The organism is Kitasatospora sp. NPDC087314 (genome assembly GCF_044744365.1).
Taxonomy (GTDB): Bacteria; Actinomycetota; Actinomycetes; order Streptomycetales; family Streptomycetaceae; genus Kitasatospora.
This window is the reverse complement of the sequence record NZ_JBIUYE010000008.1, coordinates 255,406-280,832: the sequence shown is the minus strand read 5'-3', so window position 1 is coordinate 280,832 and position 25,427 is coordinate 255,406. Positions and strand designations below refer to the sequence as shown.

General features: G+C 73.9%; 18 protein-coding genes and 1 pseudogene. 2 read left to right on the top strand and 17 right to left on the bottom strand.

What is annotated here, in order from left to right:
* Positions 1-41 precede the first annotated feature (41 nt).
* Entirely contained in the window at positions 42-1,079 is a 1,038-nt protein-coding gene (gene sbnA / locus ACIO5E_RS19820) for a 2,3-diaminopropionate biosynthesis protein SbnA (protein WP_400669368.1), read from the bottom strand.
* 220 nt (positions 1,080-1,299) lie between these two features.
* Between sbnA and ACIO5E_RS19815 the strand changes: the two genes are divergently transcribed.
* On the top strand, positions 1,300-8,451 hold the full coding sequence (locus tag ACIO5E_RS19815) for an amino acid adenylation domain-containing protein (RefSeq protein ID WP_400669366.1): 7,152 nt from the start codon (positions 1,300-1,302) through the stop codon (positions 8,449-8,451).
* 149 nt (positions 8,452-8,600) lie between these two features.
* Here the strand turns inward: ACIO5E_RS19815 and ACIO5E_RS19810 are convergent, their stop codons facing one another.
* The 15 genes and pseudogenes from ACIO5E_RS19810 to ACIO5E_RS19740 all read right to left on the bottom strand — a co-directional run bounded on the left by ACIO5E_RS19810 (position 8,601) and on the right by ACIO5E_RS19740 (position 22,291).
* Positions 8,601-9,281 (bottom strand): BTAD domain-containing putative transcriptional regulator, encoded by a 681-nt coding sequence (locus tag ACIO5E_RS19810; RefSeq protein WP_400669364.1) that lies wholly within the window; start codon positions 9,279-9,281, stop codon positions 8,601-8,603.
* Positions 9,282-9,495: 214 nt separating this feature from the next.
* Positions 9,496-9,786, bottom strand: a complete 291-nt coding sequence (locus ACIO5E_RS19805) for a helix-turn-helix transcriptional regulator (protein ID WP_280675737.1) — start codon at positions 9,784-9,786, stop codon at positions 9,496-9,498.
* Between the two features lie 243 nt (positions 9,787-10,029).
* Positions 10,030-12,255, bottom strand: a complete 2,226-nt coding sequence (locus ACIO5E_RS19800) for an MMPL family transporter (protein ID WP_400669361.1) — start codon at positions 12,253-12,255, stop codon at positions 10,030-10,032.
* 153 nt (positions 12,256-12,408) lie between these two features.
* A complete protein-coding gene (locus ACIO5E_RS19795) occupies positions 12,409-12,984 on the bottom strand; it encodes a 4'-phosphopantetheinyl transferase family protein (RefSeq protein ID WP_400669358.1) in 576 nt (191 codons plus the stop codon).
* 203 nt (positions 12,985-13,187) lie between these two features.
* Positions 13,188-14,348 carry an acyl-CoA dehydrogenase family protein gene (locus ACIO5E_RS19790; RefSeq protein WP_400669355.1) on the bottom strand — a complete coding sequence of 387 codons (1,161 nt, stop codon included), beginning with the start codon at positions 14,346-14,348 and terminating at the stop codon, positions 13,188-13,190.
* On the bottom strand, positions 14,345-15,067 hold the full coding sequence (locus ACIO5E_RS19785; protein ID WP_400669353.1) for a hypothetical protein: 723 nt from the start codon (positions 15,065-15,067) through the stop codon (positions 14,345-14,347). Before ACIO5E_RS19785 ends, ACIO5E_RS19790 begins: the two co-directional genes overlap by 4 nt.
* Entirely contained in the window at positions 15,064-15,957 is an 894-nt protein-coding gene (locus ACIO5E_RS19780; protein WP_400669350.1) for a hypothetical protein, read from the bottom strand. Before ACIO5E_RS19780 ends, ACIO5E_RS19785 begins: the two co-directional genes overlap by 4 nt.
* Before the next feature lie 2 nt (positions 15,958-15,959).
* Positions 15,960-16,226, bottom strand: a complete 267-nt coding sequence (locus ACIO5E_RS19775; RefSeq protein ID WP_280675725.1) for an acyl carrier protein — start codon at positions 16,224-16,226, stop codon at positions 15,960-15,962.
* 47 nt (positions 16,227-16,273) lie between these two features.
* On the bottom strand, positions 16,274-17,560 hold the full coding sequence (locus ACIO5E_RS19770; RefSeq protein ID WP_400669347.1) for a type III PLP-dependent enzyme: 1,287 nt from the start codon (positions 17,558-17,560) through the stop codon (positions 16,274-16,276).
* 2 nt (positions 17,561-17,562) lie between these two features.
* The gene (locus ACIO5E_RS19765) at positions 17,563-18,963 is read right to left on the bottom strand and encodes an ATP-grasp domain-containing protein (RefSeq protein ID WP_400669344.1); all 1,401 of its coding nucleotides are present in this window, start codon (positions 18,961-18,963) and stop codon (positions 17,563-17,565) included.
* A 75-nt stretch (positions 18,964-19,038) separates the two neighbouring features.
* Positions 19,039-19,971, bottom strand: coding sequence for a 3-oxoacyl-[acyl-carrier-protein] synthase III C-terminal domain-containing protein (locus tag ACIO5E_RS19760; protein WP_400669342.1), 933 nt, complete (start codon positions 19,969-19,971; stop codon positions 19,039-19,041).
* 88 nt (positions 19,972-20,059) lie between these two features.
* Positions 20,060-20,278: pseudogene (locus ACIO5E_RS19755) on the bottom strand (ATP-binding cassette domain-containing protein); the annotation flags it as partial.
* A gap of 129 nt (positions 20,279-20,407) precedes the next feature.
* The gene (locus ACIO5E_RS19750) at positions 20,408-20,992 is read right to left on the bottom strand and encodes a TrmH family RNA methyltransferase (protein WP_280675713.1); all 585 of its coding nucleotides are present in this window, start codon (positions 20,990-20,992) and stop codon (positions 20,408-20,410) included.
* A complete protein-coding gene (locus tag ACIO5E_RS19745) occupies positions 20,989-21,633 on the bottom strand; it encodes a class I SAM-dependent methyltransferase (RefSeq protein ID WP_400669339.1) in 645 nt (214 codons plus the stop codon). Before ACIO5E_RS19745 ends, ACIO5E_RS19750 begins: the two co-directional genes overlap by 4 nt.
* Before the next feature lie 181 nt (positions 21,634-21,814).
* Positions 21,815-22,291 carry a carboxymuconolactone decarboxylase family protein gene (locus tag ACIO5E_RS19740; protein ID WP_400669336.1) on the bottom strand — a complete coding sequence of 159 codons (477 nt, stop codon included), beginning with the start codon at positions 22,289-22,291 and terminating at the stop codon, positions 21,815-21,817.
* Between the two features lie 200 nt (positions 22,292-22,491).
* Between ACIO5E_RS19740 and ACIO5E_RS19735 the strand changes: the two genes are divergently transcribed.
* A complete protein-coding gene (locus tag ACIO5E_RS19735) occupies positions 22,492-22,689 on the top strand; it encodes a hypothetical protein (RefSeq protein ID WP_400669333.1) in 198 nt (65 codons plus the stop codon).
* 10 nt (positions 22,690-22,699) lie between these two features.
* Here ACIO5E_RS19735 and ACIO5E_RS19730 read toward each other — a convergent pair whose 3' ends face one another.
* Positions 22,700-25,318 carry a lysylphosphatidylglycerol synthase domain-containing protein gene (locus ACIO5E_RS19730; protein ID WP_400669331.1) on the bottom strand — a complete coding sequence of 873 codons (2,619 nt, stop codon included), beginning with the start codon at positions 25,316-25,318 and terminating at the stop codon, positions 22,700-22,702.
* Positions 25,319-25,427 lie beyond the last annotated feature (109 nt).

Below are 25,427 nucleotides of genomic sequence, written 5' to 3'. Positions count from 1 at the left end.
CCTCGAAACTCTCGACCTCTGACACCGCCCCGTACGTCCGCTCAGCCGGACACGGTCTGGAGCCCGGCGGCGACGCCCGCCCCCAGCCCCCGGTGCTCGACCCCGGGCAGCAGGCCCTCCGGGCCGACCGAGCCGCGGACCCACTCGTCGTGGTAGACGGTGTCCATGTAGCGCTCGCCCAGGTCCGGCGAGATGGTCACGGCGGTCACCCGCTCGCGCACGCCGCCCGCGTCGTCGCCGTAGTGCTCGTTCAGCCAGCGCAGCGCCCCGCTGACCGCCGTCCCGGTGGAACCGCCGAACAGGAAGCCGTTCCGCATCAGCTCGCGGCAGGTGCGGACGGTGTCGGTCTCCTCGACGTGGATCGCGCTCTCCACCAGCGACTCGTCGAGCAGTGCCGGGCGCACGCTGGTGCCCAGGCCCGGGATGTGCCGGGTGGCCGGCGGGGCGCCGAAGGTGACCGAGCCGACGCTGTCGACCGGGATCACCCGCACCGAGGGGCGGCGCTCGCGGAAGTACCGGGCGCAGCCCATCAGCGTCCCGGTCGTGCCCGCGCCGATGAACAGCACGTTCAGGTCCGGGAACTGGCGGGCGATGGCCGGCGCGGTGGTCCGGTAGTGCGACATCCAGTTGCCCGGGCTCAGGTACTGGTTGAGCCAGACCCGCTTCTCGTCGGCGGCGAGCAGCGCCTTGACGTGGCGGATCCGCGCACCGAGGAAGCCCTCGGTCTCGTGCGGCTCGGTGATCAGGTGCACCTCGGCGCCGTACGACTCCATGGTGCGGCGGGTGACCTCGTTGCAGCGAGAGTCGGTGACACAGATGAACCTGTAGCCGCGGCTGGCGGCGAGCACGCTCAGGGCGACGCCCATGTTTCCGGACGAGGATTCGACCAGGGTCGAGCCGGGGCCGAGCACGCCCGCCGCCTCGGCCTGCGCGACCATTTCCCGGGCCGCTTTCAGCTTGATGGACCCGGCGAAGTTGAACCCTTCGACTTTCAGAAAGAGACGGTGCCCGAAGAACGGCTGCAGATTCACGAAGAGGTCGCTGACCTCGAATTCGTGCGACGCGGAAATGACCGGCACTGGAGACTCCTGGCCTTCGGTAACGAATTAGCCTCGGCGGCAAGCCTCTCGCCAGGCGCTGACGAGGGGCTGACGGACTGCTGACGGTGGCCGCCACCAGGGTTTCGGGCCGGTTCGGCGGTGCGCGTCAGCGGTTCGTCAGCTGCCGGTCAGTTGCCCGTCAGCGCCATCGGAAAGCGTTTCTTATTCCGCACCTGCAGGCCTTCCCGAGGAGCCCGGTTTGAATCGGCCGTCCGCCATCAGTGAAGTCCTTCCGCTCTCGCCGCTGCAACAGGGACTGCTCTTTCTCTCGGAGTACGACCGTGAGGGGACGGACGTCTACACCATTCAGCTGGTCCTCGACCTGGACGGGCTGACCGACGCCGACGCCGCCGCGCTGCGCACCGCGGCGGGCCTGCTGCTGGAGCGGCACCCCAACCTGAAGGCCTGCTTCCGGCACCGCAAGAACGGCGAGGCGATCCAGGTCGTCCCGACGTCGGTCGACCTGCCGTGGCGGGAGGTCGCGGTCGCGGCCGGTGCGGCCGGGCCGGAGGCCGAGTTCGACCGGCTCGCCGAGGAGGACCGGCTGCGCCGCTTCGACCTCGCCCGCCCGCCGCTGCAGCGGCTCACCCTGGCCCGCGCCGAGGGCGGGCGCAGCCGGCTGGTCTGGACCGTCCACCACATCCTGGTGGACGGCTGGTCGATGGTCTCGCTGATCGGCGAACTCGCCGCGCTCGCCGAGGAGCTGAAGGCCGGCGGCACGCCGGCGAACCGACCGGAGGCCGGCTCGGCCCGCTACCAGGCGCACCTGGCCTGGCTCGGCGCGCAGGACAAGGAGGCCGCCCGGCAGGCCTGGACCACCGCCCTGGCCGGGGTCACCGACCCGACCCGACTGGTGCCGGCGGGCCGGGCCCGGGCCGAGGGGGCGGGGGCGCTGCCGCAGGCCGTCCCGCTGGAGCTGACCCCCGAGGTCTCCGCGGCGCTGACCGGCTTCGCCCGCTCGCGGGGCCTGACCGTCAACGCCGTGGTGCAGGGCTGCTGGGCGCTGCTGCTGTCCCGGCTGACCGGCCAGGACACCGTGCTGTTCGGCGCGGTCAGCTCCGGCCGGCCGGCCCAGATCCCCGACGTCGAGCGGATGGTGGGCCTGTTCGCCAACACGCTCCCGGTCCGGGTGGACGTCGACCCGGCCCGCACCCCGGCCGAGCTGTTCGCCGACGTGCAGCGCTCGCAGACCGACCTGCTGGCGCACGAGCACCTGACCCTGGCGGAGGTCCAGCAGCTCACCGCCGTGCGCGGCGAACTCTTCGACACCGCCCTGATGTTCCAGAACTACCCGATGGGCGGCCTGCCGCTGGCCACCGGCACCGGCCCCCGGGTGGTCGGCGCCGACGTCCGCTCCGCCACCCACTTCCCGGTCACCCTGACGGTCTTCCCGGGCACGCCGTTCGGCCTCGCGGTCAACCACGTGCCCGCGCTGGTCACCCGGGCCGAGGCCGAGCTGGTCGGGCGGCGCTTCGCCCGGCTGCTGGCCGCCGCCGTCGACCGGCCCGACGAGCCGTGCGGCCGGCTGGACGTCCTGGACGAGGCCGAGCGGGCCGCGGTCACCGACGGCCGCAACGCCACCGGGACTGCGCTGTCCGGCCACTGGCTGGCCCCGCTGCTGGACGCGCAGGCCGCCCGCACCCCGGACGCGCCCGCCGTGCGCTGCGGCGGGGAGCGCCTGACCTTCCGTGAACTGCACGACCGCGCGGACGCGCTGGCGAACGCCCTGCGGGCAGCCGGGGCCGGCCCGGAGCGGGTGGTGGCGATCGCGCTGGACCGCTCCTGCGACCTGGTGGTGGCCGCCCTGGCCGTCCTCAAGTCCGGCGCGGCCTACCTGCCGCTGGACCCGGACTACCCGGCCGACCGGCTGCGCTACATGCTGGCGGACGCCGCCCCGGTGGTCACCCTCACCCACCGCCGGGTGCGCGAACTCCTCGCCGACGAGGGCGGGATGAGCACCGGCGAGCTGTGGGTGCTGGACGGGCCGGACGCCGTGCCCGGTGCGCCCGGGCAGCGCGCACCGCTGGCGCCGCTGGCCGACCACCCCGCCTACGTGATCTACACCTCCGGCTCCACCGGCCGTCCCAAGGGCGTCGTGGTGCCGCACCGGGCGCTGGTCAACCTGGTCGAGGACATGGTCGCCCGCTTCGCCGTGACCACCGGGGACCGCTTCCTCGCCGTCACCACCTTCGGCTTCGACATCGCCAACCTGGAGCTGTTCGTCCCGCTCGCCGCCGGCGCCGAACTGCTGGTCGCCGACCGCGAGACGGTCCGCGACCCGGCCGCCCTGGCGGACGCCGTCACCGGCCTGGACGCCACCCTCCTGCAGGCCACCCCCAGCCTCTGGCAGTCGCTCGCCGCCGACCACGCCCCCCGGCTGGCCGGCCTGCGCGCCCTGGTCGGCGGCGAGGCGCTGCCCGAGCCGCTGGCCCGTACCCTCACCGCGCACTGCGCGTCCGTGACCAACGTGTACGGCCCGACCGAGACCACCATCTGGTCCACCGCCGCGCCGCTGACCGCCGCCGTGGCCGGCCCGCCGCCGATCGGCGGTCCGATCGCCAACACCCGGGTGTACGTCCTGGACGGCGCGCTGCGCCCGGTCCCCGACGGCACCTTCGGCGACCTCTACATCGCCGGCACCGGCCTGGCCCGCGGCTACCTGGGCCGCCCCGGCCTGACCGCCGAGCGCTTCGTCGCCGACCCGTACGGCCCGAGCGGCGCGCGGATGTACCGCACCGGCGACATCGTCCGCTGGGACGGGGCCGGCGCCGCGCTGGAGTACGCGGGGCGCAGTGACCACCAGGTCAAGATCCGTGGCTACCGCATCGAACTCGGCGAGATCGAGTCCGTGCTCGCGGCGCAGCCCGGAGTCCGGCGGGCCGTCGTCACGGCCCGCACCGACCGGGCGGGGGACGCCCGCCTGGTCGCCTATGTCGTACCGGCAGGGGTCGACCGCGACCGCTTGCGGGAGCGGGCGTCATCGGTGCTGCCCACGCACATGATCCCTGCCGTGTACGTTCCCTTGGACGATCTGCCGCTGACCCCCAACGGCAAGATCGACCGCAAGGCCCTGCCCGCCCCGCCGGACGAGCGGGCGGGCACCGGACGCGAGCCCGCGGGGGAGCGCGAGGAACTGCTCTGCGCGGTCTTCGCGGAGGCCCTCGGGCTCGACCGGGTCGGCGCCGACGACGACTTCTTCGAACTCGGCGGCCACTCGCTGTCCGCGACCAGGGTCGCCAACCGGCTGCGCGCCGCGCTCGGCGTGGACGTCCCGGTGCGGGCGCTGTTCGACGCCCGGACGGCCGAGGCGCTGGCCCGCGCCCTCGACCCCGGGGCGCCCCGGGGCGCCGCCGCGGCGCAGCCGGTCCCCGGCCGCCCCGCGCTGCGCGCCGTCCCGCGGCGGCCGTCCTCGGTGCCGCTCTCCTTCGCCCAGGAGCGGCTCTGGTTCCTGGACAAGATGGACGGCCCCACCGGCAGCTACAACATCCCGCTGGCGGTCCGTCTCACCGGCCCGCTGGACGCCGCCGCGCTGGCCGACGCCGTCGGGGACGTGGTGGCCCGGCACGAAAGCCTGCGCACCGTCTTCGCCGAGGCCGACGGGCTGCCCTCGCAGCTGGTGCTCTCCGCCGAGGAGGCCGACCAGGCCGGCGCCCGGCTGGTCGTGGCGGACCTCTCCCAGGAGCCGCCGGGCGCGCTGGCGGCGGCGCTGGCCGCCGAGGCCGCCCACCCGTTCGAGCTGTCCGCCCAGGTGCCGCTGCGGGCCCGGCTGTTCACCCTCGGCCCGGACCGTCACGCACTGGCCCTGACGGTGCACCACATCGCCGCCGACGGCTGGTCGCTCGGCCCGCTCGCCCGCGACCTCTCCGACGCCTACCGGGCCCGGCTGGCCGGCGCCGCCCCGCGCTGGGAGCAGCTGCCGGTGCAGTACGCCGACCACGCGCTCTGGCAGCGCGAACTGCTCGGCTCCAAGGACGACCCGGGCAGCCTGGCCAGTGCCGAACTCGCGCACTGGCGCGAGGTGCTGGCGGGCATCCCGGAGGAGCTGGACCTGCCCACCGACTTCCCCCGCCCGGCCCGGGCCGGGCACCGCGGCGCCGAGGTCGAGTGCACGGTGCCCGCCGAGACCCACGCCCGGCTCGCCGAACTGGCCCGGCGCGGCGGCGCCAGCCTGTTCATGGCCGTCCAGGCCGGTCTCGCGGCGCTGCTCACCCGGCTGGGCGCGGGCACCGACATCCCGCTGGGCAGCCCGGTGGCCGGGCGCACCGACGACGCGGTCCGCGACCTGGTCGGCTTCTTCGTCAACACCCTGGTGCTGCGCACCGACACCTCGGGCGACCCGGCCTTCACCGACCTGCTCGGGCGGGTCCGGGAGACCGACCTGACCGCCTACGGGCACGCCGAACTGCCCTTCGAGCACCTCGTGGAGGAGCTCAACCCGGTCCGCTCGATGGGCCGCCAGCCGCTCTTCCAGGTGATCCTGGCCTTCGAGAACAGTGCCGACCCGCTGCCCGCGATGCCCGGCCTCACCGCCGAGGTGCTGCCGGTCGACAGCACCACCGCCAAGTTCGACCTGTCCTTCCAGGTGCAGGAGCGGACCGGCCCGGACGGCGCCCCGGCCGGACTGGACATCCGCCTGGAGTACCGCGAGGACCTGTTCACCGGGGCGACGGCGGCCCGCCTCGCCCAGGCCCTGGCCACCCTGCTCGGCTCCGCCGCCCGCACCCCCGAGGCCCCGCTCAGCGCCCTCGACCTGCTCACCGCCGAGGAGCGCCGCGTCCTGCTGGAGGAGTGGGCCGGCCCGACCGCCCCGTGGGCCCCGGTCACCCTGACCGCGCTGTTCGAGGGCCTGACGGCGACGGACCCGGACCACCCGGCCGTGGTCGCCCCCGACGCGGTGCCGGCCGGCGAGGCGACGCTGCGGCTGTCCTACGCGGCGCTCAACGAGCGCGCCAACCGGCTCGCCCACCTGCTGCTGGAGCGCGGGGTCGGCCCGGGGGACGTGGTGGCGCTGGCGCTGCCGCGCGCCCCGCAGCTGGTGGTCGCGCTGCTGGCGGTGCTCAAGACCGGCGCGGCCTACCTGCCGGTCGACCCGCAGTACCCGGCCGAGCGGATCGCCTACATGCTCGGCGACGCGGCGCCCGCCCAGGTGCTGACCAACGAGGCGGTCGCCGACCGGCTCCCCGGGCTGCCCGACGGCGTCGTCCCGCTGGTCCTGGACTCCCTCGGCACCCGCAGCGACCTGACCGGCCGCCCCGGCACCGACCCCGGTGACGCCGACCGCACCCGGCCGCTCGGCCCGCGGGACACCGCGTACGTCATCTACACCTCCGGCTCCACCGGCCGCCCCAAGGGCGTCGCGGTGCCGCACGCGGGGGCGGCCAACCTCGCCGCCAACCACCGGGCGCGGATGGGCGCCGGGCCGGACACCCGGGTGCTGCAGTTCGCCTCCTTCAGCTTCGACGCCACCGTCTGGGAGCTGTGCGTCTCGCTGTTCTCCGGCGGCACCCTGGTGTTCGCCACCGACGAGAGCCGGATCTCCGGGGAGGTGCTGGGCGCGCTGCTCGCCGAGCACCGGGTCAACCACGCCGTGCTGCCGCCGACCGTGGTCGCGGGCCTGCCCGAGGACGTGGCGCTGCCCGCGGACCTGCGCCTGCTGGTCGGCGGCGAGGCCTGCCCGCCGGCGCTGGTCGACCGCTTCGCCCCGCTGGTCGAGTTCCGCAACGCCTACGGCCCGACCGAGACCTCGGTCTGCGCCACCTGGAGCGACCCGCTGCGCCCGGGCGGCGGCCGCCCGCCGATCGGCCGCCCGCTGGACAACCACCGGGTGTACGTCCTGGACGCGGCCCTCGCCCCGGCCCCGGTCGGCGTCACCGGCGAGCTGTACGTCGCCGGCGCCGGCCTGGCCCACGGGTACCTGGGCCGCCCGGTCACCACCGCCGAGCGCTTCGTCGCCGACCCGTACGGGCCGGCCGGCACCCGGATGTACCGCACCGGCGACCTGGTCCGCTGGCGGGCCGACGGCACGCTCGACTACGTCGGCCGGGTCGACCACCAGGTCAAGCTGCGCGGCTTCCGGATCGAGCTAGGGGAGATCGAGGCCGCCCTGGTCCGCCACCCGGTGGTCACCCAGGCCGCGGTGCTGGTCGCCCCCTCGCCCACCGGCGTGCCCCAGCTGACCGGGTACGTGGTGCCGCTGCCCGGCGTCGCCGCCGTCGACGTGCCGGTGCTGCGCGCGTTCGTCGCCGAGTCGCTGCCCGCGCACATGGTGCCCGCGACCCTGGTGACGCTGCCCGCGCTGCCGCTGACCGCGAACGGCAAGCTCGACACCCGCGCCCTCCCGGCGCCCGGTGCCGCGTCCGCCGCCGCCGTGGGGGCCCCGGAGCAGCCGCCGAGCACGCCGGCCGAGGAGATCATCGCCGGGGTCTTCGGCGAGATCCTCGGCCTCGACCGGGTCGGCGCCGACGGGGACTTCTTCGCGCTCGGCGGCGACAGCCTGCGCTCGGTGCAGATCGTCAGCCGGGCCGCGAAGGCCGGGCTCACCCTCTCGCTGGCCGATGTCTTCACCCACAAGACGGTGGCCGCCCTCGCCGCGGCCGCCCGGCCCGCCGCCTCGCACCGGATCCCCACCGCGGTGCTGGAACCGGTCCTGCCGATCCGGCCGACCGGCACCGCCGAGCCGCTGTTCTGCGTGCACGGCGGCGTCGGCTTCGGCCTGCCGTACGCGGAGCTGGCCCCGCACCTCGACCCGGACCGGCCGGTGTACGCGCTGCAGTCCGACGGTGTCGCCGCGCCCGAGGGGGAGTGGGAACGGCCGGAGGGCGTACGGGAGTTGGCGGCCACGTACCTGGCGAGGATCCGGCGGGTGCAGCCGCACGGCCCGTACCACCTGCTGGGCTGGTCCTTCGGGGGGCTGGTCGCGCACGAGATGGCGGTGCAGCTCCAGGCGGCGGGCGAGCGGGTGGCCTTCCTGGCGGCGCTGGACGTCTTCCCGGTGCGGCCGGGCGACCACGACCCCACCGACGAGGAGATCCGCGAGGCCTTCCTCGCCCACCACGCCACCGGGACCGGCATCGACGACGGGGAGCTCCGCCGGCTGATGACGGTGATGCGCCACCACACCGACATCGCCCGGGAGTTCACCCCGGGTCGGTTCGACGGCTCGCTGCTGCTGTTCACCGCCGCCGACGAGGTGCAGGGCGCCCCGGCCGCCGAGCTCGCCGACCGCTGGCGCGCGCACCTGACCGGCCCGCTCACGGTGCACGCTGTCGCCTGCGGCCACGAGGAGATGCTCGGCCGGGCAGCGGCCCGCCGGATCGGGGAGGTGGCCGACGCCGCGCTGCGCCGGTCCTGAACGGCCGGACGGCCGGGCCCGGACTCCGGGCCCGGCCGCTGCGGGGCCGATGCGCACGCACCGGTGTCGGGGCACCCACGCCAAAGCGCCGACGGCCCCCCGGGGGGAGCCGTCGGCGCGACGGGGCGTGCTGCCCGCGCCCCGGCGGACTACAGCGACGGATCCTGCATCAGGATCGCCTGGTAGAGGTGGTGGAGACGACGACTCGGCTTGAGCCCCAACTCGTCGTCGAGCCACTTCCGGGTGCGGTGGAAGATGTCGACGGCCTCCGACTGCCGGCCGCACCGGTACAGGGCGATCATCAACTGCTCGCTGAACCGCTCGCGTTCCGGGTACTGGGCGAGCAGCTGCTTCAGCTCGGCGACCACCGCCCCCGCCTCACCGGCCTGCAACTGCGCCGAGATCAGGTCCTCCCGGGCGGTCTTGCGCTGCTCGTCCAGACGCAGCGCGACGGCCCGGCACCAAGGCCCGTCGCTCGTGTCGAGCAGAGCCGGTCCGCGCCACATCGCGAGCGCCTCGCGGAGCGTGTCCATCGCTTCGAACGGCCGGTCACCGACCAGCCCCGCGCCCTTCTCCGCCGTCCGCAGGAACCGGTACGCGTCGACCGAGCCCTCCGAGACGTTCAGCATGTATCCGTTGTCGACCGTGCGGATGAGCTCCTGGTCCGGCCCCTCCAGACCAAGCTCCGCCAAGGACTTGCGCATGCGTTTGACATTGGCCTGCAAAGCATTGCGCGCGTTCTTGAGCGGCGCCTCCCCCCACAGCTCGTCGATCAGCTCGTCGAAAGCGACCACCTGACCGGCGTTGAGCGCCAGCATGGTGAGCATCACGCGGTTCTTCTTCGCCCGTAGACCTACGGTGCGCTGACCGTCGCCGATCAATAGTGGGCCTAATATGGAGATGTACACCAAATTCCCCGTCCCTAGCGATGAACTCCAGCCACAAGCTTTTCTCTTGCGACCTCAGACCTGCCACCGCAAACAGTGGTCGACGTGTTTAGGGTGGCCTGACGAAGGGGAAAAGCCTGGGTATCATTCGCGCTGGTCAAGTATCGGACACGCAAGGCTCGTCCGGCCATGTACCTTCGTACATGAGTTGATGAACCTGTGCGACCAGCCCCACCTGAAGTCGGGACTCCACCCCCAGTTTCGCCAGGATGTTGGCGACGTGCGCCTTCACCGTGCGCTCTGTGACGTGCAGTCGGTCGGCGACGCCGCGGTTGGAGTGTCCGGCCCCGATCAGGTAGAAGACCTGTCGTTCCCGTCCGGACAGTGTCCCGACCCGGGTGAGTTCATTGCGCCAGCGCGCTGAGGCGAGGCTGCCGTCACTGTGCATGGCCACCCCCCTGACCGCCCTGCTTCCCCGTGGTGCGTCCACCGGCAGGTGTGCCCCCCGGCGCCGGGAAGGCTCTCACGTGACGACGAACGCGCATGCGATTCTACAACTCCCGTAACAAACCACCATGGGACAGTCGGCGTCAAACCCCTTGTCACAACCGGTTGCGTCCGGGTGTACGCACGGAAACGGCCGGGGAGGGGCTAAGCCCTTCCCCGGCCGTCGAGTTGGCCGCTCCCCGTGTTACGGGAGGGTCGTGCGCGCTGCGGAGGCCGCCGCCGCGGCCGCCACGATGGCCGGCAGCCGCGGGATCCGGGTCGTGGTCTGGCGCGCGAGCCGCGAGGGCCAGAAGGTCTTCCAGCCGAGCAGGGTGACCACGGCCGGCAGGACGACGATCCGGATCACCGTCGCGTCGAGCAGCACCGCGCAGGCCATGCCGACCCCCATCTGCTTCATCTCGATGAAGTTCAGCGAGGCGAGCAGGGCGAACACGCAGACCATCACCACCGCGGCGCTGGTCACCACGCCGGCGGTGCGGGTGATGCCCTGTTCGACCGCCTCCCTGACGGAGAGCCCGCCGCGCGCCGCCTCCCTGATCCGGCTGACCACGAAGACGTGGTAGTCCATCGACAGGCCGAGCAGGATCACGAAGAGCATCAGCGGCAGCCAGGCGACCACCCGGCCGGTGGACTCGAAGTGCAGCAGGTCCTCCGCCCAGGTGTGCTGGAAGATCAGCGCGAGCAGGCCGAAGGAGGCCGCCGCGGACAGCACGTTGAGCACCACGGTGATCAGCGCGAGCACCACCGAACGGAACGCGGCGGTCATCACCAGGAAGGTCAGCACCAGGGCCACGCCGAGCACCCAGGGCATCTTGTGCATGACGTTCGCCCGGTAGTCGACGTCGAACGCGACGTCGCTGCCGCCCACCGCGAACTCGGCGCCCGCAACCGCGCCGAGAGTCTGCGGGGCGAGGTCCTGGCGCAGCCGGGCCAGCGAGGCGCGGGCCTGCGCGGAGCCGCTGTCGAACCGGGTGCCGATCGCGACGGTGGCGACCGTGCCGTCCGGGGAGGTGTGCACCACCGGCGCCGGGTCGTGGACGAAGAGCTCGTCCTGGCCGGCGCGTTCGACCAGCGCGGCCACCGCCGTGCCCAGTTCCGCGGTCCGGTCGGCCGGGACCTTCACCGCGACGGTGTGGGTGTCCGCCTGGCTCGGGAAGGAGTTGGTCAACCGCTCGTTGGCCTGCATGGCCGGGATCGACCGGGGCAGGTCGTCGATCCCGGTGGCCTTGAGCTTCAGGCCGAGGGCGGGCACCGCGAGGAGGAGCAGCGCACCGACCGAGAGCACCAGCGCGATGACCGGGTGGCGCAGCGAGGGCTTGAGCATGGTCGACCACAGCCGCGGCTTGACCCCGCCCTTCTGGGTGAGCCGCCACACCAGGGGGATCCGCGGGGAGTCCAGGTAGCGGCCGAACCGGGACAGCATGGCCGGCAGGACGGTCAGCGAGGAGGTGATCGCGATGGCGACCACCAGTACCGCGCCGGTGGCCATCGACTCGAAGGCGATGTGCCCGGCGAGGTAGAGCGCCCCCATCGAGATCATGACGACCACTCCGGACACCAGCACCGAGTGCCCGGAGGTGGCGGCCGCGATCTCGATGGCGTCGATGTTGTTCGCGCCCAACGCCCGCTCCTCGCGCTGGCGCTTGAGGTAGAACAGCGAGTAGTCGACTCCGATGGCCATGCCCATCAGCACGATGACGTGGGTCACCGGCCCCGGGTCGGGCACCAGTTGGGAGGCCACCCCCCACAGGCCGAGCCCGGCGAGCACCGAGGACAGGCCGAGCACGACCGGGACGCTCGCGGCGACGATGGCGCCGAAGACGAAGACCATGACGAGCAGCGTCACCGGCAGGCTCAGCACGGTCGCCTTGCCGAGGTCCTTGCTCAGCATCTCGTTGAGCCCGGCCTTGATCGAGCCGGCGCCGACCAGTTCCATCCGCAGCCCGGTGTGCGACTCGTGGGTCCTCGCCACGCTGTCGATGAGCGGCTGCACCCGGTCGGCGGCGGTCTCCGGATCCCCGTCGAGGGTCACCGGGACCAGCAGGGCCGAGCCGTCCGGGGCGGGCACCGGGGCGTCGATCGCCCGGATGCCGGGGAGCGCCTTCAGGTCGCGGGTGGCGTCCGAGGCCGCGGACTGCGCCTGGACGGGGTCGAGCCGGCCGCCGCCCCACGGGGTGATGAGGACGTTCTCCACCGCGCGCTCCTGGAGGCCGCCGCTGCGTGCGATCGCGGCGGCCCGGCCGGACTGGCCGATGGAGAGGTCGGAGGTGGTGGCCTGCCGGGTGCCCGTGACGCCGCCGACCACGAGGGCCCCCACGACGAACGCCACCCAGAGCGTTATCGCCCACCAGGGGTGGACGGCGCTCCACCGAGCGGCCCTGGTGATCACGTTCCTGCCTTCCACGATCACGTTCCCCTCCTCAAAAGAAATGCCCGGATCGGACACGGGCCTGACCAATGAGTCCGGCCGGTGCGGTGCGGCGTGCGCCTGCGTCTCTGAATCTAGTGACGCTTCGTCGCATGATCACGGGTACAACTTCGACGATTGGAGGGGGAGTTTCTTCTACTTGACAGCCGACGTACGAGGGTTTCCGTCGGATTCCCCAGGCGGCATTTGATACCACATCCGCCGGGACACGTTAAAGGGCCCGTCGCCGATCAGTGCGACGGACCCCGCGTATTGCTCGGGAAGCGGCAGGTCGGCGACTCTCCACGGCCCGGGTAGTGGCCCGGAGCGTGCGTGTACGGTCGCCTCCCGCCCGGTGTGCGCGACCGGGATCCCCATGCCCTGGGTGAGTCTGCCGCCCGAGGCCTTCACGCACGCCTCCTTCCTGGTCCACAGCCGGGTGAAGGCGTCGTGCCCGTCCCGGGCCACCAACCGCCGTTCCTCCGGTGGGAAGAAGCGACCGGCCAGCCGGTCGATGTCCAGGTCGGCGCGGGCCAGCTCGACATCCACTCCGACCGGCCGCGATGCCAGTGCGAGCAGGGCGATCTCGCCCGAGTGCGACAGGCTGAAGTACAGACCGGCCGCGCCCTCGACCTCCGGCTTCCCCCACGGGCCGCGGGTGAAGCTCAGCGCGGCCGGGGGGCGGCCGAGCCGCTCGCCGAGGACGATCCGGGTGGCGGCGTGCGCGAGCACGAAACGGCGCCGCAGCCCGGGCAGTCGTCCGCACCGGGCTCGCGCCTTCTCCTGCTCGTCGAGCAGCTCCTCCAGGTGCCGGGGGTACCCGTCCGGGTCGTCCCCGGGGGCTTCGCCGCCCGGTTGATCCGGGTGGTCCCCGCCGTTCAGCGGAATCTGCCAGACCTCGACCGAATCTCGACCGGCCGGTTGTTCTGTCCCGTTCAGGGCCGGCCCACCTTTCCGGTGTGCAGCCCCTGGAACAGATTCAGCTTCTGGATGTTCCGTGTCCCCTCCATGAACTCGGTGCCCCGGGCGTCCCGGGCGAGTTTGTCGAGGAGCGGGTGATCCAGCCGGGCACCCGGTCCGAAGAATCCGAGCGCGTGCATCGTCACGTCCTCGGCGAGTTCGCAGGCGCGCGCCTTCGCGGCCGAGGAGAGGTGTCCGGCGGCCGGCCGGCGGTCCACCGCGAGGGCCGCCCGGTAGGTCAACTGCCGGGCCGCGTCGATCCGCTGGCCGAGCGACTCGAACAGCTCGCGCTCCGCGCCGCGCAGCACCTCGCGGTTCTCGGCGACGTAGTCGTGGGCGGCGCGGGCGATGCCGAGGGCGATCGCGGCCACGCTCGGGCGGAGCTGGTTGAAGACCGAGACGATGCTCCACATCCCGCGCCGGGTCGGCGGCAGGTGGGCGCCGAGCACCCGTTCGGCCGGCACGTGCACCCGGTCGAGGGTGATCCGGGTCAGCTGGACGCCGCGCAGGCCGAGGGTGGGCAGCGGCTCCGCCCGGAAACCGGGGTCGGCGGTGTCCACCAGGACGGCCAGCACGCCGAGCCGCTCGGTGCCCGCGACCCGGGCGAACACGGCGCCCAGGTCGGCCCGCGCGGCGTTGCCGACGTAGCGCTTCTCGCCGTCCAGGAGGTACGAGCCGTCGCCCACCGGGGTCAGCGTGGTGGTCATCTCGCCGATGGCGGAGCCGCGGTCGGGCTCGGTGAGGGCGAAGCAGGTCCAGCGGGGGCGTTCGGCGAGCCGGCCGTACACCCAGTCCTTCTGCGCCTGGCTGCCGAGCACGCTCAGCAGCACCCCGCACATCGAGGCGCCGGGCGCGCCCAGCATCATCCCGGCGTCGCCGCGCGCCAGTTCCTCGCTCACCAGGACCCGCTCCAGGGTGGCCAGGCCGTGCGCGGGGCCGGCGCCGGCCCCGGCGGACGCGCGGTCCCACTCCGGCGGCACCTGGCGGCCGGCCAGGAACCGGACGGCGGGCAGGTCCAGGTAGCGGTGGACGGCTTCCGGGTCCCGGTCGATCTCGAGCGCGCCCGCCCGCAGGTCGTCGGCCCACCGCCGCACGTACCGGTGCGTGGTTTCCAGCGAGCCGGGCAGGCTGATCACACGTTCCCCTTCCGGGAGTCGACGTTCGGTGCGGAGTCGCCGGCCGGCCGCGGCCAGCCGCAGTACACGTCGGCGAGGAGCTCGGAGGCGTACGCCGCCCGGCCCGGTCCCTCCGCGGTGAAACCGTACGCGCCGAGCAGCCGCAGCAGCGCCCGGTCGGCCTGGGTGATCTGTGCCTGGAGCCGGGCGAGGGCCGGCCCGTCCAGGGGCAGGCCGGGGGCGAGCGGGGAGTCGTCCGGGCCGGAGCCATCGGCGAGGTCGTCGAGGACGCCCTCGATCTCCAGGTGGTCGATCAGCACGTCGGCGAGCGCGCCCTTGACCAGCTGCTGCAGCAGCAGCGAGCTGCCCTCGACCTGCCGGGCCGCCAGGTAGGCGAGGCAGGCCTCCCGCAGCCGCTCGGACGCGCCGAGCCGCAGCCAGGCGAGCCCGGTGCCCCAGTTCCGGGCGTCCGGGGCGGACGGGTCCGGGGGCGGGCCGGCGGGGCCCAGGACGGCGAGGCCGGGCACCGGGTCCCGGTCCCCGTCCGCGTCGTCGTCACCCGACTCGGCGAGATCGCCCAGGAGCTCGCGCGGGACCACGGCGTGCCCGCGCGGGCCGCGCGGCGCCACCCCGGGGGACAGCGCGCGGGAGAGCAGGGTCAGTGCGGGGACGAGGCCGTCGTTGCGCGCGCTCGTCCGTGCCTCCCGCCAGTGCTCGCGCACCTCGGCCGGAACCGTCATCGGACCCCCAACTCCCCCGTGTCGAGTGTGCAGTAGGCCAGGAAGTCGCGTTCCCGGTCGTAGTCGGCCACCACCACCGGGCGGTCCCGGTCGGCGGCGGCGAGCAGGGCGGCCCAGCCGCCGGTGGCGGGCCGTCCGGCCGCCACCCTGATCAACGGTCCGTCGTGGGCCGGAAGTTCAGCGCCGCCCTCGGACAGCCCGGAACCGGCGACCAGCGCGGCCGAACCGTCCCAGTCGGCGAACAGCGCCGGCTCCGGGCGGCCCTGCGCCATCCCGGCCGGGGCCGCGTCGCCGCCGTCCCAGTGGATCAGCAGCGCGACCGCCGTGTCCCCGTGGACGGCGGCCTGTCCGGTCGCGGGCAGCGGGAACGGCTGGGTGCCCTGGTCCACGACCAGCAGCAGCAGCCGCGACCAGCCGCACCGCCGGGCGTACTCCACGGCGACCCGCAGCGCGCTGAACGGCGCCAGCACGCCCTGGTCGGACAGGGCGAAGGAGAGCGGCTCGCCCGGCAGCCGCCGCTTCACGCAGGAGGCGACCAGTTCGGAGTGGTCGAAGTCCGGTGCGGCGTAGGCGACCACCACCACCTCGGGGCACTCCTCGGCGGTCAGCGGCCCCAGCGCGTCGAGCGCGCCGTAGGCCAGCTCCACCGAGGTGCGCCGCCCCGAGTCGGCGAACTGCCCGCGGTCGAAGGCGGCCCCGTAGAGCGCCCCGAGCTCGCGGTAGAAGTCCTCCCGCGCGCCCTCCGGCTCGTACGGCGCACCCGGACCCGGCGGGGTGTGGACGCCGGCCCGGACCAGCCGCGGCAGGACCGCCGTCGCCGTCGCCGGGCCGGACGGGCCGTCCGCGCCGGCCGGGGCCGGGGGCCGCACGGGCGCAGTCGCGCGGAACATGCTTAGGCGCTCGCTTCCGCGGCGACGAAGCCGGCCAGCGAGCCCACGGTCTCGAAGTGGGTCATGTCCAGCTCGTCGGCGTCGAACTGCACGTCGAGGATCTCCTCGATGGTGATGAGCAGTTCGAGCGCGCTGCTGGAGTCCAGGCCCAGCTCGTCGAAGAGGCGGACGCTCGCGTCGGCGCCGGAGACGTCCTTGTTGAGGACCTCCGACAGGCCCTTGCGGACGGCGTCGACGTACTTCGCGTCGGTGGTGGCGGTGTCGGTCATGCTGTTCTCCTTGGGCTGGTCCCGGCCGTCGGTCGGCCGGTCGGTGGTCAGTTCTGGTCGTCGCCGGCGGCGCGGTAGAGCCGCTGGCGGCCGAGCATCGCCTCGACGTCGTCGCGCTCCCGGATCAGGTGCGGCCGTCCGTCCAGGACGAGCACCTCCGCCGGGTAGCCGTGGCTCAGGAAGTGCACCGGGGAGGCGGTCGGCCCGTACGCGCCGGAGCGCTGCACCCCGATCAGCTCGCCGGCCCGCAGCGCCGGCATCGGGACCTTCTTGCCGATGACGTCGTTCGGCGTGCAGAGCGGGCCGGTGATGTGCCAGGGCTCGGTGGCCGGCTCGTCCAGGCGCTCCAGCGCGGCCATCGGGAAGTTGCGCTTCACGTACGAGCCGATGCCGACGGCCGCCATGTGGTGGTTGGTACCGCCGTCGGTGACCGCGAAGTTCTCGCCCATCGAGGTCTTGGTGTAGCGCACCCGGGTCACGTAGGTGCCGGAGGCGGCGACCAGGAACCGGCCCAGCTCCATGATCATCCGGGTGTCCGGGTGCCGCTCGCGGAAGGCCGCGATCAGCGGGTTGAGCTGGGCGGTCAGCTCGGCGACGTCGAGGTCCTTCTCGTTGTCGAAGTAGGCGATGCCCAGGCCGCCGCCGACGTCGACCGTCTCCAGCGGGAAGCCCAGCTCGGTGGAGAGGCGCTCGGCCAGCTCCAGGATCCGCCGGGTGTTCTCGACGACGGACTCCTCGATCAGGATGCGGGTGCCCAGGTACACCTGGACGCCCATCAGCCGGATGTTGGGGTAGCGGGCGGCGAGGCCCTTGCCCTCGGCGAGCAGCAGCTCCTCGTCGGTGCCGAACTGGCGCGGCTTGCCGCCCATCGTCAGGCCCGAGCCCTTCACCGAGAAGCTCGGGTTGACCCGCAGCGCGACCCGCGCGGTGATCCCGCGCTCGCGGGCCACCTCGTCGATCAGGTCCAGCTCGCCGATCGACTCGCAGACGATCGCGTGGATGTCCTCGTCCAGGCAGGCCGCCACCTCGCCGCGGCTCTTGCCCGGGCCGAGGAAGATGATGTCGTGCGGCTCGACCCCGGCCCGGCGCGCGGTGACCAGCTCGGTCAGCGAGGACACCTCGGCGCGGGAGCCCAGGCTGTGCAGCAGCGCGCAGACGGAGATGTTGGGGTTGGCCTTGAGCGAGTAGAAGACCTCCAGCGCCGGGTGCAGCGCCTCGCGCAGCCCCTGGAAGCGGGTGGTGATCTCCTCACCGTCGTACAGGTAGAGCGGGGTGCCGAACTCCTCGGCGAGCTCGGTGATCCCGAGGCCCTGCACCTCGAATGCGACGCTCACGGTCAGCTCCGTTCCGGGTAGGCCGCGAGGCGGCGGGTGATGTCGGTGTCCAGCGCCTCGATCTCCTCGTCGGAGGCGCCGACGAGCACGCCGTACAGCCGGCCCTCGAAGCCGTCCGCGTCGGTGCCCGCGGCGGCGTTCACCGTGGCGTAGTTGTTCACGAACAGGCCGCGCGGGCGCGCGCCCCGCTCGGTCAGCAGCAGTCCGTCCAGCACCTCGGCCAGCTCGGCGAAGGGCAGCGGGCGGGCCAGGCGCAGCGGGAAGTGCCGGGCGACGGCGACCTCGTCGGCCCCGGCCAGGCCGCCCTCGTGCACCACGTTCTGGTACGTGGACATGTTGTTGCGGGCGTTGATCTCGATGACCGGGTACAGGCCCTCGTCCGGGTCGACCATCGCGTCGACGCCGACCACGCCGTAGTAGCCGTCGGCGGCGAGCCGCTCGCCGAGCCGCAGCGCGGTCGCGGAGATCTCGGCGACCTGCGCCCCGGTCAGCCGGGCCGGAATCCGGTGTCCCTTGTGGACGCCGTTCTCGGTGAGCAGCTCCTTGACGAAGTCGAAGTGCGTGGAGCCGTCCCGACCCACCGTGAACTGGTAGTTGAGGTCGCAGCGCTTGGCGACCCACTCCTCGATCACCAGCGCGGTGCGCGGGGCCCCGCCCGCGGCCTTGGCGGCGCGCTCGGCCTGCTGGACGGCCATCCGGTGCAGCCGGCCCAGCCGGGCCTCGCTGTCCAGCACGACGATGCCCTTGCCGGACACGCCGAACGCGTCCTTCAGCACCACCTTGCGGCCCGACGCCAGCAGTTCGCCGGCCGCGGCCACCGCCTCGGCCAGCTCCTCCAGCGTCTCGCAGGCCCAGCCGCGGGCCTGGCGGATGCCCAGCTCGTCGGAGAGCCGGCGGCTGTACACCTTGCTGTTGACCCGCTTGCAGACGGCGGCGCTCGGGGCGCCCAGCCGCAGCCCGGTGCGCTCGGCCAGCTCCTCCTCGACGGTGGAGATCCCGTGCGCGGTCAGCCGGGCGCCCTCGCCGGCGACGGCGGACAGCGCGCGCAGCAGCTCCGGGTCGGCGAGGGCGTCCTCGCTGACGGTGCGCTGCGGGTCCTGGTCGGCCACCACGTGCACGGTGGGCAGCGCCAGGCCGAGGCCCTCCAGGTAGCCGCGGTAGCCCTCGTCCAGGGCGGTCTTCAGCACGACGTGGTCGTTCTTGCCGCCGAGCAGCAGCGCGAACTCGTCCATCCGGTTCACCACCGCGCTGCCCGCGTGCGAGGCGACCCGGGGCAGCGCGGGCTCGCCGAGCGCCCAGTGGTTCTCCACCTCGAAGTTGCCCAGGAACACCAGCGGGGTGTCCGCGGACCCGGTCACGGCGCGCTTGAGGCGCGCGCTGAAGCCGGAGGACGGTAGATGCATGTCGACCTCGTCATTTCTCGTGTGCGCTCGGGCGCGGTGCGCGGGGTGCGCGGCGGGCTCAGGGCCTGGCGGCCCTCAGTGCTCGAAGACCATGGCGGCGAAGGTCGCCCCGAGCCCCACGCTGGTCATCAGGTAGCGGTCGCCGGGGCGCAGTCGCCCCAGTTCGGTGGCCTTCTGCAGGTTGATGAAGGGGTCGGCGCAGAAGCAGTGCCCGGTCTCGCCGATCAGGTCCAGGAAGACCTTGTCGAGCGGCAGTCCGAGCGTCTTGCACACGCCGATCCACGACAGCCGGTTGACGTTGTGCGGCAGCACCAGCGCCAGCTCGTCGAGGCCGCAGCCGGCCTCTTCCAGGGCGGCGCCGATCACCTCGCAGAGGCCGGGCCCGTACAGGTCCTGGAACTCCTTGGCGGCGGCGTCGCCCATGATGAACTCGTCGCCGAACTGGGTGTGGGTGCGCGTCGCGTAGCCGAGCATCCGGTCGGAGCCGGTGCGGTCCGCGCTCACCAGGAAGGCCACCGTGCCCTCGCCCATGACGGTGACGTCCGGGATGGACTGCGTCTGGGCGGTGGCCGCCTTCTCCCCGGCCAGGACCAGGGCGAGCGCGTCCGGATCCGGGTCGGCGGCCAGCAGGGTGCCCGCCAGGTCCAGCGCGAGCAGCCCGGAGGCGCAGGCGTGGTGCGAGACGACGAACCCGGCGGCGTGCTCCAGGCCGAGCTCGACCTGGAGCGGCCGCAGTGAGGTCATCGGGTACGGCAGCGGCGACGGCATGGTGCGGGCCTGCAGGACGTACTTGACGCGCTGTTCCTGTCCGCGCAGCTCCACCAGCTTGGTGGCGGCGCGCAGCAGCAGCTCCGTCTCGGTGGCCGCGGGGTCGCGGCACACCTCGGCGAGCCCGTAGAAGCGCTGGTAGCGCCGGAGCTGCACATCCGTCAGCTGGAGTTCCTTTTGGAAGCGCGCAATCGGGATGGTGTCGGGAAGACAGCTGGAGACTGCCGTGATCGACGTCATGCCAACTACAGTCGCCTGGAGCGCTGACGCTTAGCTGACGCTGCGCTGACCACCCCTCTCCCGGCAGGTCGGCCCGGATCCCCGGGGCGATGTCCGCCCCCTCCCGGAGCACCCGCCCCGAGGTGGGCCGGGTGACCGTGGCCAGGATGCGCATCAGGCTGCACTTCCCGGCGCCGCTGGCTCCGAGCAGGCCGAGCAGGCCGGGCACGCCGGGCCGCAGCGTCGGCGGGAACGAGTCCACCGCGCGCTTGCCGCGGCGGTGCTCCTTGGTCAGGTCGAGGATCCGGAGTTCCGTCACGCCCGCCATGCTTCCGGCGCGTGCGGCCGCGCACATCTGCCGTTCGGCAGAGACGCCGGGCGGAAACGACCGGAGGGGTGGGCCTTTCGGCACACCCCTCCGTCGGTCCGGTCAGCTCCTGCCCGTCCCGGTCAGGTCCTACTCGTCGTCGGCCCCGCCGAGGTCGGCCTCACCGAGGTCGAAGCCGTCCGGGGCGCCGCTGATCGCGTAGCCCTGGCGGCGCGCCTCGTAGCAGGCCACCGTCGCGGCCGCCGACACGTTCAGCGAGCCGACCCGGCCCAGCTGCGGCACGAACACCACCTGGTCGCAGAGCGCCAGCGCCTCGGGCGTGATCCCGCGGTCCTCGTGGCCCAGCACGAAGGCCACCGCCGGGGTCAGCTCGGCGGCGAACATCGGCACCGCCTCGTCCGCCAGCTCCAGGCCGACCACCTTGAAGCCGTCCGCCTTCGCCGCCGCGACCGCCTCGGCCACCGTCGGGAAGTGCTCCACCTTCAGGTACTTGTCGGTGCCCATCGCGGCCTTCTGCGCGCCCGAGGAGCGCACCGACGGGGTGTCCCCGGTCAGGTACAGCTTCTCGGCGCCCATCGCCGCTCCGGTCCGCACCACCGAGCCGACGTTGAACGGCGACTGCAGGTTCTCCAGGATCATCGCGAGCCGGAACTCGTTGCTGCGCCGCCAGGAGCGGTGCAGTCGCTTGAGTTCGGTCCCGCGCAGCTGCTTCACGTCGACGTACCCCGTCCACTCTCCGTGCCCTCGCCCGAATCAGGGCGGGGCCGTGCTTCCAGAATCCGGAACCCGTTGACCGACGCGACCCGGCTGGTCGGGTAGCCCTGGTCGTTCAGCCACTTCTGCAGCGAGTCCGAGCCCAGGTGCTTCTGCACCACCAGGAACGCCGAGCCGTCCGGGGTGAGCCGGCCGAGCCAGTGCACGAGGAGGCGGCGCAGCGCGGCCTTGCCGATCCGGATCGGCGGGTTGGAGTAGATCGTGGCGAACCGCACGTCCTGCGGGACGTCCTCGGGCAGCGCGGCCTGGACGTTGCCCAGCCGCAGTGCCTCGGCGTTCAGCCGCACCAGCTCCAGCGCGCGCTCGTTCACGTCCACCGCCCAGACCGGGAGGCGCTTGCGCCGGCTCGCCCAGGTCAGCGCGATCGGACCGTAGCCGCAGCCGACGTCCAGGATCGGGCCGCGCACCCGTGGGGGCGGCGCGTGCTCCAGCAGGATCCGGGTACCCGGGTCGAGCCGGCTGCGGGAGAACACCCCGGCGTCGGTGGTCAGTTCGAGGGTGAGGTCCGGCAGGGAGACCGTGATCGGCCGGCGCTCGCTGGCGACCTCGGGTGCACCGGTGAAGTAGTGCGAGCCGGACATGATTTCCCCGTCGTTCGTAAGGGCCTCGGGGCCACCGGGTGGGTGTGGGTAAGCCCTTGGTACGGCACCGATCGTACCCCCGGTGGCCTGCGGCGCGTTCCGTGCGGGCCGCCGGCCCCGGCGCCGCGGGGGGTCGCCGGGCGCCGCCCGGTGCCGCCGCGGGACCGGGCGCCACCGGGTGCTACCGGTTGCCCGGGGTCTTGCGGGTGGCCACGTTGATCCGGTTCCAGGCGTTGATGGTGAAGCACACCGAGATCAGCTGGGCCAGCTCCGCCTCCCCGAAGTGCGCGGCGGCCCGCGCGTACACCGCGTCCGAGACCCCGTCGCCGATCCGGGCGACCTCCTCGGCCAGCGCCAGGGCCGCCCGCTCGCGCTCCGAGTACACCCCGGCCGGGGCCTCCGGCCACACCGGCAGCAGGTAGATCCGCTCGTCGCTCTCGCCGGCCTTGCGGGCGTCCTTGACGTGCATGTCCAGGCAGTACGCACAGCCGTTCAGCTGCGAGGTGCGCATCTGCACCAGCTCCACCAGCGCCGGGTCCAGGCCGTCGCGGGCGGCGGCGTCCAGGGCGATCATCGCGCGGAAGACCTTGGGGGCGGTCCGGGCGAAGTCGATGCGGGCCGGGGAGGCGGTGGTCGCGTTCGTCTCGTTCGTCGTCATGACGATGAGCCTAGGTGCGGAATGAACCTGTGCCATGGGTCATTCGATCGCCGGTTTCACGGGTCAATCGTCCTCGTCGCGGCGGGTCCGGCCACCCACCCGGGCGGCCGCGGCACATCGCGCCCGGCCGTCCGGCGGCGGATACTGCCAGTACCGCCACCCGGGCCCGTGGGAGCCTCCGAACAGCGAGGACGGACGCCATGCCGCAGAATCACGAGGACTACCTGATCGACGAGGCCGTCGAGACCGTCGAACCCGACGACGCGGCGCCCGAAGGCGACGAGTACGACGAGGTGGCCGAACGCCGGGCCCTCGGTGCCGACCCGGCCACCGACGTCGCCGACGCGGCCGAGCAGAGCCGCGTCGTCGAACTCGACGAGGACGAGTACCGCGAGTAGCCGTCTGGCACTAGAGCGCCCGGCGGCGCTGCAGCCAGGTCATCGCCGCCCAGCCCGGCAGCACCGGCAGGATCAGCGTCAGCAGGCGGTACATCGCCACCGCCGCCAGCGCGCCGCCCTTCTCCATCGACGCGGTCTGCTGGAGCAGCGTGATCAGCGCCCCGTCCACCGCGCCGGCCCCGCCCGGGGTCGGCGCCACGTTGCCCGCCGCGTTGCCGACCAGGAACACCACCGCCACCGAGGCGAAGGACGGCGCCCGGCCGATCGCCCGGGTGCAGCAGTACAGGCAGCCGATCAGGCAGATCGACACCATCAGCTGACCGGTCAGCCCCACCGCCAGCCGGGCCGGGCTGCGCAGCAGGTCCAGCAGCCGCGGCAGCACCTCGGCGGTCAGCGGCCGCAGCCGCGCCGCCAGCCAGCGCCGGGCGGGCGGCACCGCCGACACCACCGCCAGCAGCGCCGCCGCCCCCGCCAGCCCGCCCACCACGGCGGGCAGCGCGTCCAGCTCCGAGCCGCCCGGCTGCAGATCCAGCAGGTAGACGAAGGCGCCCAGCTGGAGCAGGTGCAGCACGAGGCCGATCAACTGCCCCACCCCGACGCTGGACAGCGCCTGCGCCGTCGGGATCCCGGCCTGCTGCAGCAGCCGGGTGTTCAACGCGACCCCGCCGACGCCCCCGGGCGACACCAGCTTCGCGAACGCCCCGGCCAGCTGCGCCAGCACCGCGTTGCGGAAGTCCAGCCGCTCCGGCACGAACCCGACGAACCCCATCGCCGCCGTCACGTGGCTCAGCGCCGCCGCCACCAGCGCCAGCGCCAGCCACGCCGGGTCGGCGTCGGCCACCGCCGCGATCGGGTTGTCCTCGGCGGCGAACAGCTGCGGGATCAGCAGCCACCCGGCGGCCACCCCGCCCACCACGGCCAGCAGCGTCCGCGGCTTCAGCCGCTCCAACCGCACCGGCCGCACCACCGCCTGCGGCCGGGTTCGCAGCACCTCGGCCCGGATCTCCTCCAGCAGCCCGCCCGCCGCACCTTCGGCGGCGGCGGTGTCCGGGGCGGTCCGGGGGGCGGGCAGGACTTTGGCGGTGCCGCCCGCCCGCGCCGTGGTGCCGCCCGCCCGCGCCGTGGTGCCGCCCGTCCGGGCCGCGGTCGCGGTCGCCCGGTCGGCGCGTTTGAGCGCGTGGCGGGTGCTGCGGGCGAGGGCGATGGGCTGCAGGAGGGGGAGCGCGGCGCCGACCGTGTCGGGACCGAGGACGGCGACGGCGGTGCGGACCGAGCGGGCCGCACCGGCGCGCAGGGCGAGGGTGGTGAGGAGCTGGGCGAGGTCACAGCGCAGGACGAGTTCGCTGGCCGCGATGTCGCCGTCCGCGAAGTCGACCAGGTGCACCGCGCCCGTCTCGTCCACCAGCAGCGAGGACGGGACGAGCGCCCGGTGGGCGACCTCCCGGCGTTGGAGCCGGGCGAGTTGCCGCCAGGCGTCGGCGAGCAGCTCGTCGGTGATCTCCTGGTCGGCGAGCAGGTCGAGGGTGCGTCCGGGGAGGCGTTCGTACGCGATGAGGGCGGTGTCCTGGCCGAGGCCGGCGGTGGCGGCGATGCGGCGGGTGCGGACGCCGGCGGCGAGGGCCGCGTAGGTGACCAGTGCCTCGTGTTCGAGGCCGGCGCGCGGGGAGCGCAGGGCACGTGGGTGGGGGGCGGTGCGCAGCCGGAGCCGGCGCCAGGCGCGCTGGACGGCGGCGGCGGTGACGGCCTGGCGGTCGAGGAGCTGGACGTCCAGGCCGGGCCGGTCGCCGCCCTGGCGGACCAGGTAGCGGTCGGGCCCGGCCGGGTGGGCCTCGACCGGGCGCAGGCCGCTCTCGTGCAGCGCGCGCAGGATCTCGCCGGGCCTGGGCAGGGGGTCCGGGGTGCCGACGGCGTAGAGGGTGCCGTGGGCGCCGGTCCAGCCGATGAGCAGGCCGAGCAGGAGGGCGGTGGGGGTGGCGTAGCCGCCGGCGAGTCCGGCCAGGCCGGAGAGGGTGAGGACGGCCCAGGGGACACGGTGTTCGCGGGTGCCGGAGGCGGTCATGAAGGCCAGGACGGGGGCGAGGTAGCCGTAGACGGGTTCGGTGTGGCCGAGGACGCCGTCGGGCCGGGCCTGGGTGAGTGCGGCGAGCAGCGAGACCGGGGAGAAGCGGTCGGCCCACAGGTCGAGGGCGAGGGTGGCACCGTAGGCGAGGACGGCGGCGAGCAGGCCGTCGGAGACCTGTTGGAGGGCGCGGCGCCGGTCGGGGCCGAGCAGCCGGCGGGCGGCGAGGACGACGGGCAGGAGCAGGACGGCGGCGGTGGTGAGGCCGCCGGCGAGCCCGGCGAGCGGCCGGGGCACCAACTCGGCGGCTCCGGCGACGTCGGCGGCGATGCCGCCGGTGGTGGCCTGGGCGTAGTCGGCGAGCAGCAGGGTGAGGGCGACGGCGACGAGCCCGGCGAGCAGCCGGATGAGGGCGACGGGCTGCCGGATCCGGCCGGTTTCCGGCACCGCCCGGGGCGAGGACCGGTCGGTTCCGGTGCGCGCCGGTATGCCGGTGTCCGCCGGTGCGGGCGTCCCGGTGGCTTCGCCACCGCCGGTGTCGCCGTTCGTTCTCCCCGTCACGATAGCCACGGGTGGCATGCTCCCATGCCTCCCGTGGCGGCGGAGCCGGAGCCCACAAGCCGTCCAGCCGCCCGTGCCGGGCGGCTGGACGGCCCCGGGGGGAGGGCGCCGGGAAGGC